Source organism: Geminocystis sp. GBBB08 (assembly GCF_016743215.1).
Taxonomy (GTDB): Bacteria; Cyanobacteriota; Cyanobacteriia; order Cyanobacteriales; family Cyanobacteriaceae; genus Geminocystis.
In genome coordinates this window covers 1-7,461 of sequence record NZ_VRZC01000178.1, presented here as the reverse complement: position 1 = coordinate 7,461, position 7,461 = coordinate 1, and the positions used below count along the sequence as shown (strand labels likewise).

Here is a 7,461-nt window from a genome sequence, read left to right as displayed (position 1 = left end):
CCATTATTTATACTATTTTTAGCCTTCTTTTGTTCTGATGAAGACGATACTCAAATTTTCTCTTATCATTATTTATTTTCTCCCACAGGCTTAGCAAAACAAAGCTTAATAGAAAGTGGAAAAGTATCATTTCCAAAACTGTTTAATAAATTATTAGATGAATCTTTACTTCCTAATCAATTCAGAAAATGTCTTTCTACTATTTATTATGAAGCATTTATTTTACATCAATATGAACTAGAAGATCTCCTCTTTAAGTTTAGAGAAAAAACTAAAGAATCTCAAGCCCAAATCTTCAAAAATTCAACACTAATGACTGGCAATAAAAAAATAAGAGATTACAGAAAAAGGAGACTTTAAATTCCTAATTCCTAATTCCTAATTTCTAATTCCTAATTATTTTACCGCCATGATTTATTTTCTAAATCCCTAACTTGACGCTCTAATCGATCAATTCTTCCTCTTAATTCATCTATTTCGGACTGTCTAGGTTCGCCCAAATCTTGTAACACATTACGAATTTGACGTTCCATTTGAGCTTGAATATTACTTTGATCTGACTGAATTTGTTGTATTAAATCATCGACAATACCCTTAGCTTGATCAGGATTTATTTTACCCTCTTTTACCCATTGTTCACTTGCTTCTTTAATTTTTTCTGCCGCTAGGGAAGTAGTGCCTACGCCAATCATTAATAACTGTTTGAGCCAATCGTTGTTATTATCCATAGTATTTTTATGATCAATTTTTAATTATTCTGTTATTCTATTTATTTTGACATTCTTCCTACCACTAAATTACTAATTATATTAGGATGTTCTAACTTAAATTTGATTTTTAGTATTGCGTGGTTTTATTCTTGGGTTAATATATATATACTTCTCCAATAATTATGATTTTCCACAGTAAATCAGGCTTCTAAATTTCTACCCGATGTTGAATCAATACAGAAATTAAACCTTATCAGATAGACCTAAAACAAATAAACTAAAAAGTGTGCCACTATTCCATAAACTATGTAAAGTTATAGATGCTAATAAACTGCGAGATCGAGTGTAAACTATTCCTAGAATTATGCCTAAAGTAGCTAAAGGTATGGTTTCTGCTAAACTTAAATGTGCCACCGCAAAAAGAATCCCACTAGCTACTATTGCACCCCAAACTGGGAGATAACGGGTAAGAGAAGGAAGCAAAAAACCTCGAAACATAATTTCTTCAAAAATAGGTGCGGCAATAGAAGCAGTGATGAAAAAGATAGCTAAAGCAAATTTATCTTGAGATTCTAAAGCTAATAATAACAATGGGTTACTCCCTCCTTTTCCTTGCCATAATTGTTGATTGATAATTGACACGAAAAAGATACAAGGAATCGCCACTAAATAGCCTCCAATCCCCCATAAATACCATTTTTTATTCGTCAATTTAAACCAACCTTCGGGTAACGGGAAAAAAGATTTTAAAGATAGGTATAAAACTAATAAACCTCCTCCAGCCATGAAAAAATAACTAGCTAATACATATAAAGCCTTGCCTTTGATGTTTAAACTATTAGGATTAAAACCACTCAACCCAAAAAATATTGGTAATAAAACTTGACTAAGAAAGAAAAAACCAACGATGAATACTTGCCAAATAATTTCCCAATTCCAAGGAGATTCCCATATTTGATTATAATTAATAGCTAAGATTGAGGTTTCTTTTTTGATAGCCAATTGAATAATTAAGAAAATAATTAAGCCGACACCAATTAAGCCTCCCATAACAGGAATTATGCTTAATATAAATAACCAATAAACAGCTTTTTCTGCTAATATTCCTAATTTTAATTGAACTTCTGCTAACTTAACTTTATCATTTTTATTTTCGTATAATTGAGCTAAAGTATTTAATTGGAACCAACCATCTAATTTTTTATTAACAATTTCTTCTAATTTATCATCAATTTGTGTTTCTTTATTCCAAATTTTAGTTAACGTAATTTTTAATTCCTCATCATCAATATCTGACAAATAGTCATTTGCTTTAGTTAAGTTATTCTCTTTTGCTGATATAATTCCTAACTTAATATTAAAATCATTAACTAATTTTTGATACTGTTGAATATTTTGTTTTAATTGTTGTCTTGGGCTTTCGGAAGCCATTACCTTTTCACTAGCTAAAAAAGATTTATTTTTAACCTCAAAATTATGTAAAGAATCTTCTGTCACTTTTAAGGCTTTTTCATATTGACTTTGCGCCAAACTATAAGGATTCGTGCCAATTAAACCCTGCGCAATATTACCAACATTACCACTATCTGATATTAAGGGATTAGAAGATTGATTCAAAGATGAGGCGTTGAGAATCAAATTTGTCTGATATAATTCTAGCTGAGATTGTACTTGAGGTTCACCCAAACTTTGACTGAGGGCAAAAAAAACACTGTACATTGACAATACCGTAAGAATAGCCAATAGCGATCGCTTCCAATTCATCATTTGATTAATAACAGTTTATCTTATAATAGTACTGTAAGTTGTGACATTATTACATACTTTGTCATCGAGAATCTTTATTAGATTTAACAAAATTTTAGCTGATATAGAACCATAGCTCAACCAAAAACAACAAAATTAAATCATTTATTAAAGGAGGAGATTATGCTTGAATCAGTAATTTATCAAGATATATTACAGAAAGGGGAAAAACGAGGTAAACAAATTGGTGAGCTTAGAGGTGAGCAAAAAGAAGCTTTTATGTTTCTTCATCGTCTTTTAAATCGCCGTTTTGGAGAAATAGATTCATCAATGATTGAGCGTCTGAGAGTCTTGCCGAAAGAAGAATTGGAAACTTTGGGAGAGTCTTTATTTGATTTGTCAGAATTAACTGATATAGAAGCATGGCTTAATCAATTATTACCAAATACTGACGATAATAAAACAAAAACGACATAGGGACTTGGAAATTAAGCCCCTAAACGTTAATAGTTGATTGTTGATAGTTAATGTTGATAGTTAGGTATAATTATAGCAAGATTTTTTTTGGTTGTCAAACCGATGATTTTAATAATTAAAAATAAAATCAATTCTGTTCAAAAAAATCATCAATTTGTTTGACTTTTTAACGGACTACCCTACTTTTGAAAAAGTAGATTATTTTTACTTAAAAATATTGATAAATATTTCAAAAATTCCTCAGGTTTTTATCATTTTCTCAAGATAAAATAAAATAATTAATTACAAATATAAAAAACATAAAAAAATGACCAAAGAATATGATTTAGTTATTATTGGAGGTGGATCTGGAGGATTAGTAGTTGCAAGTGCTGCCGCACAATTAAAAGCAAAAGTCGTCTTAGTGGAAAAGCATCGTTTAGGAGGTGATTGTCTTTGGTATGGTTGTGTACCAAGTAAGTCTTTGATTCATGCTAGTAGAATCGCTTATCAGGTGCAAAATAGTCATAATTTTGGTATTTATAATGACAATCTGCAAATTAAATTTTCAGAAGCTATTAACCATGTACAACAAGTAATTAGTACTATTGAACCAAATGATTCCCCCGAAAGATTTAGAGGGTTAGGAGTAGATGTGATTTTCGGAGATGGTGCGTTTATTGATGAAAATACCTTTCAGGTTAACCAAAAGCAATTTAAACCTCGAAATTTCGTCATTTCTACCGGCTCAAGCCCTAAAATCCCTGATATTCAAGGTTTATCAGAGGTTGGATTTATCACTAATGAGCAGGTTTTTTCTTTGACACAGTTACCTAAATCGATAATTATAATGGGTGGTGGTGCGATCGCCTGTGAGTTAGGACAAGCATTAAGAAGATTAGGTGCACAGATAACGATCATAGCTAGTAGAAATCAACTTTTGCCCAAAGAAGACTCAGAAGCCGCAAAAATCATCGAAAATCAATTAATCGAGGAAGGTATTAGGATAATTAAGTCAGGGAAGGCAGAAAAAGTAGAATTAATTGAAGGAAAAAAAGTTGTTTTTGTCAAGGGTGAAAAATTAATTGCTGAGGAAATTTTAATCTCCATTGGGCGCACTCCTAATCTTAAATCTCTCAATTTAGAAAAAGCGAAAGTTAAGTATAATAATCAAGGAATTGAAGTTAATCATAAATTGCAAACCAGCAATAAAAAAATTTATGGTTGCGGAGACGTTATCGGCGGTTATCAATTCACCCATGTAGCAGGATATGAAGCCACAATTATTTTACAAAACGCTCTTTTCTTTCCCACAAAAAAGGTTGATTATCGAGTCATTCCTTGGGCAACTTTTACTTCTCCAGAATTGGCAAGGGTTGGCATGAATGAAACTCAAGCGAGAAAATTTTATGGAGATAATATTATAATTCTAAAACAAGAAATTAAAGAAGTTGATCGAGCGCAAACAGAAGGAAATATAAAAGGTTTTTCTAAGATAATTGTTACTTTAAAAGGCGATATTTTAGGAGCAACTATCATTGGAGAATCAGCCGGAGAATTAATTCATGAAATTGTTTTAGCGATGAAAAATAATCTTAAAGTAACAGCTTTAACAGGTATTCATATTTACCCAACTTTAAGTGAAATTAATAGTAAAACAGGACTACTTTTCACTAAACAAAAATATGCAAAAAATCAAGGCTTACAAAATCTATTAAGTAAATTTTTTAGTTTTCGCCGTTGGTTGGGATTTTAGGGCATCATAAGTGAGTGAGTAAAATTAATTGATGCCTTTTATTTTTCTCATAGCTATGTTAACAATCAGTAACAAGGAGTAACAAGGGGTAACAAGGAGTTTAAACCCCTTGCCTTGCATTGTCTCTATCTCAAAAATATAAGTTTAAATTAAGGAATAATTAAAGAAATTTTCCCTATTACAGAACCCTTTTCAATAATTTGATGTGCCTTAGAAACTTCTGCTAAAGGAAAAGTTTGCTCAAGATGTATTGTTAATTTTCCTTCATCAAACCATAGCGCACATTGTTCTAAAATTTCTCTTTGATGTTTTAATGACTCTGATAAATTCATTAATGCAGGTGTTAACATTAACTCCAAACTAATTCTTAAATTACGATTACGAGCAATTTTTAAACTTTCAATATTACAGTTAGGTTCAAGAATTGTCACCACATCACCATAAACTTTAACGGCTTGACAAGTATCAAAAAAAGTCTTTCCTCCAACGGTATCAAAACCAACATCAACCCCTTTGCCATGAGTCAAATCCATAATTGCAGAAATAAAATTTTGTTGGTTATATAAAATAGGATAATCTGCACCCAACTTACGCACTAATCTTTCTTTATCTGAATTACTAACGGTTGTAACTATTTTTGCACCTTTAAGTTTTGCCAGTTGAATTGCAACATGACCAACTCCACCAGCACCACCATGAATCAAAATGGTATTTTCAGAATTTAATTGTACTCTGTCATATAATGATTCCCACGCTGTTATTAAAGCTAATGGTGCAGAGGCGGCTTGGGCAAAAGATAATGATTTTGATTTCATTGCAACATAATCTTCTTCAATAACGGCATATTGGGCGTAATTTCCTGTATTTGGTTTCCCTAAACCACCCGCACAAAAATAAACTTCATCACCACAGTTAAACCTTGTGACTTTTTTCCCTATGGCAACTACAACTCCAGCACCATCACATCCTAAAATTGTTGATGATGATTCGGGATAAAATGTGCCACGACTACGAATTTTGGTATCAATGGGGTTAACTCCAGCGGCTTTTAATTCCACTAAAATTTCTGTAGGGGTTGTTATTTGTGGAGTAGGAATTTCCGTTAATTGAAGTACATTAACATCTCCTGCTTTTGTCATTAAAACTGCTTTCATAATAATCCGAGTAATAATTAATCAATCTCATCATCTTTTAAGATGAATTTTATTATAATCGCTAGTCAGAAAATGTTAATAACAAAAACAGAAGAAGACAGAAAACTATATGAGTTTTAGCTTATCAACTAATTTATCTACCCCCAACGGTTATAGAATCAACTTTGATATGAGGTTGCCCAACAGTTACATATACGCTACCACTAACCGAGCCACAAAAACCTGCCGCTAATCCTAAATCTTGTGATGACATAGAAATTTTCGTCATGATTTCTTTTGCTTCACCGATAAGGGTTGCACCTTTTAAAGGTTTAGTTATTTTACCGTTTTCGATAAGGTAGGCTTCATCCACACTAAAGTTAAACTCCCCCGTAGCACCAACGCTTCCACCCCCCATTTTTTTACAGTAAATCCCTTTATCTACCGAAGCAAATACTTCATCTAAGGTATATTTCCCCCCAGCAATATAAGTATTACGCATACGAGATGCGGCGGCAAAACTATAGCTTTGTCTTCTGCCACTTCCAGTGCGAGGATGCCCAGTGCGTATTGCTCCAGCCCGATCTGCCAAAAAGTTCTTTAAGATGCCATTCTCAATTAAAAGAGTGCGTTGTGGTGGCATTCCTTCATCGTCCATATCGATACTTCCAAAGGCATTTTCCGATAAGCCTTCATCCCATGCCGTCAAGTTTTCATGGGCAATTTTTTCTCCTTTTTTATCAATAAATGGTGTACTTTTTTTTTCAATTTGAGTAGTTTCTAATAAATGCCCACAGGCTTCATGGAAAATTACACCTCCGAATTGGTTAGCCATGATAATAGGGTATTGCCCTGATTCTATGTAATCGGCATACAACATTTTACCTGCTGATTCCGCTACTTCTTCGGCTACATTTTCATAATTCCATTTCCTTAAAAAATCAGGATTACTGGTGTCACCGTCTCGTTTCCCAATCGAAGATCTATGTTCTCCATCAGCACATAAAAGGTTATAACCAACGGATTGAGTTAAGCGAATATCTCGAGCAAATGTACCATCGCTAGAGGCAACTAAAACTTCTTGCCAGTCACGAAAATAAGTAGCACGGCGAGATTGTACATGATTGGCTTTTTGATTTAATCTATGGTTAGCAGATAGCAAAATTTCCCCCATTTCTTGCATATTGCTACAGTTACTTAACCATGTTTCTTTATTTTTACTGACGGCGTAATCTCTAAACATTTCAAGGTTAATTTCAGGAATAAATGCACTTCCTTGAGGTAAATTTAAGCCTAAAATAGACAATGCTTTCTCTAAGGCTTGTTTTAATCCTGAAAAAGTAATATCATTGGTGCTAACATAACAGTCTTGTTTCCCTCGAAACACTCTTACTCCTGCACCAGTGGAGAGTCTTGGAGTTATGCTAGTGATAGTATCATCTTCAGCTAAACAGCTAATATAATTAGCTTTTTCCAAGAAAAATTCGACAAAATCTGCCCCGGCTGCCCTTCCCAAACCTAATAATGTGGATAAGGGTTTTTCCCATGTTAAGTCAAATCTATCAATATTGGGATGATAGGATAAGTTAGGTATTTCACGGGAGATTAACAAAGTTGGTGACATATTTTTATCTTATTTCGTTTTGCTGGTTTATTTTTT

6 protein-coding genes and 1 pseudogene are annotated in these 7,461 nt (G+C 32.8%); 3 read left to right on the top strand and 4 right to left on the bottom strand.

What is annotated here, in order from left to right; all coding sequences use genetic code 11:
• A pseudogene (locus FWJ34_RS16675) lies at positions 1-360 on the top strand (hypothetical protein); the annotation flags it as partial.
• A gap of 41 nt (positions 361-401) precedes the next feature.
• Here FWJ34_RS16675 and FWJ34_RS16670 read toward each other — a convergent pair.
• Positions 402-728, bottom strand: a complete 327-nt coding sequence (locus tag FWJ34_RS16670; protein ID WP_308256473.1) for a phasin family protein — start codon at positions 726-728, stop codon at positions 402-404.
• A 225-nt stretch (positions 729-953) separates the two neighbouring features.
• Positions 954-2,477: a type II CAAX endopeptidase family protein gene (locus FWJ34_RS16665; RefSeq protein ID WP_308256472.1), complete on the bottom strand. Its 1,524-nt coding sequence runs from the start codon at positions 2,475-2,477 to the stop codon at positions 954-956.
• A gap of 162 nt (positions 2,478-2,639) precedes the next feature.
• On the opposite strand from FWJ34_RS16665, the gene FWJ34_RS16660 reads away from it, so the two are divergent.
• Positions 2,640-2,933, top strand: a complete 294-nt coding sequence (locus FWJ34_RS16660; RefSeq protein ID WP_308256471.1) for a DUF4351 domain-containing protein — start codon at positions 2,640-2,642, stop codon at positions 2,931-2,933.
• A 307-nt stretch (positions 2,934-3,240) separates the two neighbouring features.
• Entirely contained in the window at positions 3,241-4,668 is a 1,428-nt protein-coding gene (locus FWJ34_RS16655) for an FAD-dependent oxidoreductase (protein ID WP_308256470.1), read from the top strand.
• A gap of 149 nt (positions 4,669-4,817) precedes the next feature.
• Here the strand turns inward: FWJ34_RS16655 and FWJ34_RS16650 are convergent, their stop codons facing one another.
• Both FWJ34_RS16650 and FWJ34_RS16645 read right to left on the bottom strand, forming a co-directional pair.
• Complete coding sequence (locus FWJ34_RS16650) at positions 4,818-5,822, bottom strand: zinc-binding dehydrogenase (RefSeq protein WP_308256469.1); 1,005 nt, start codon at positions 5,820-5,822, stop codon at positions 4,818-4,820.
• A 133-nt stretch (positions 5,823-5,955) separates the two neighbouring features.
• Complete coding sequence (locus tag FWJ34_RS16645; RefSeq protein ID WP_308256467.1) at positions 5,956-7,425, bottom strand: TldD/PmbA family protein; 1,470 nt, start codon at positions 7,423-7,425, stop codon at positions 5,956-5,958.
• Positions 7,426-7,461 lie beyond the last annotated feature (36 nt).